The organism is Proteus faecis (assembly GCF_030286765.1).
GTDB classification, from domain to species: Bacteria; Pseudomonadota; Gammaproteobacteria; order Enterobacterales; family Enterobacteriaceae; genus Proteus; species Proteus faecis.
The window spans coordinates 1-926 of record NZ_JASVWV010000056.1 but is presented as its reverse complement, the minus strand read 5'-3'; the positions used below and the strand labels follow the sequence as shown (position 1 = coordinate 926).

General features: G+C 55.7%; 1 protein-coding gene. It reads right to left on the bottom strand.

From position 1 onward, the window contains the following. Positions 1-41: 41 nt before the first annotated feature. Positions 42-926, bottom strand: an 885-nt coding sequence (locus QSH13_RS18445; RefSeq protein WP_286047539.1) for an ArdC family protein, incomplete at its 5' end; no start/stop codon positions are given.

Sequence of the window (926 nt, the reverse complement as noted above, 5' to 3'; positions counted from 1 at the left end):
AACTGAAAACGGATAATGGTGATTTTGTCCATCGCTGTCTCCTACGCGGCCTGTCGGGAGGTGGCCGTATTCAGTAAAAACTCACAGGCCTGACGGGCCTGCCCGGCTGCCCGGAACAACGCTTTTTTGTCCGCTTTCAGTACCCGCAGCCAGCTGTCAAGATAACTTTCATGATTCACCTCTCCCTCAACGCTTAACTGCGCACAGAGAAAAGCGCTGCCCATTTCTGCAACCAGCTCCTCAAAACTGTACAGCGGGTCACCAAATTTCAGGGACGATGAGGTGATGCCTTCACGGGCCAGCCGGGACTGATGACCAGTACTGTGCACCAGTTCATGCAGTAAGGTGGCCCAGTAATCAGCATCCCGGTCAAACTGTGACGACAGTGGCATCACAATCCGGTCCTGTGACGGACTGTAATACGCCCGGTTCTGCGCCGCACTGGTCACCTTCACGCCGCTGGCATTCAGGATATCCAGTGCCCGGTGCGTGGCCGGCAGGGTTATTCCTGTCGTCACCTCTCCGGGTTGTCGCCGTTTTTCGTAAAAATGTGCCGGCAGGTCATCACACTGGGCGATGTTAAATAACGGATTCGCCTTTATCATTGGTATCTCCGTCATCACCACCTCACCGTGTTCATCCCGCAGCGGCTCACCGTGACGGTCTTTTGCCGGCACGTTCAGCGGTTTGAATATCACGGTATCGGTCGCCATTTCGCCTTTACGGACATAACCACCCAGTTGCTGTGCCTGACGGTAAGTCAACCAAGTATCACAACCAAAGCCCTGCTCTGCCGCCGACAACCATAACAACAGCACATTCATCCCCTGATAGGGATGACCGGTCAGGGCGTTCACCGGAAAACCGGTGCCCGTCCCTTCTGCCGGCCGCCATGGCCGTTTCCACGGGCAGGTGCCTTTTTCCAG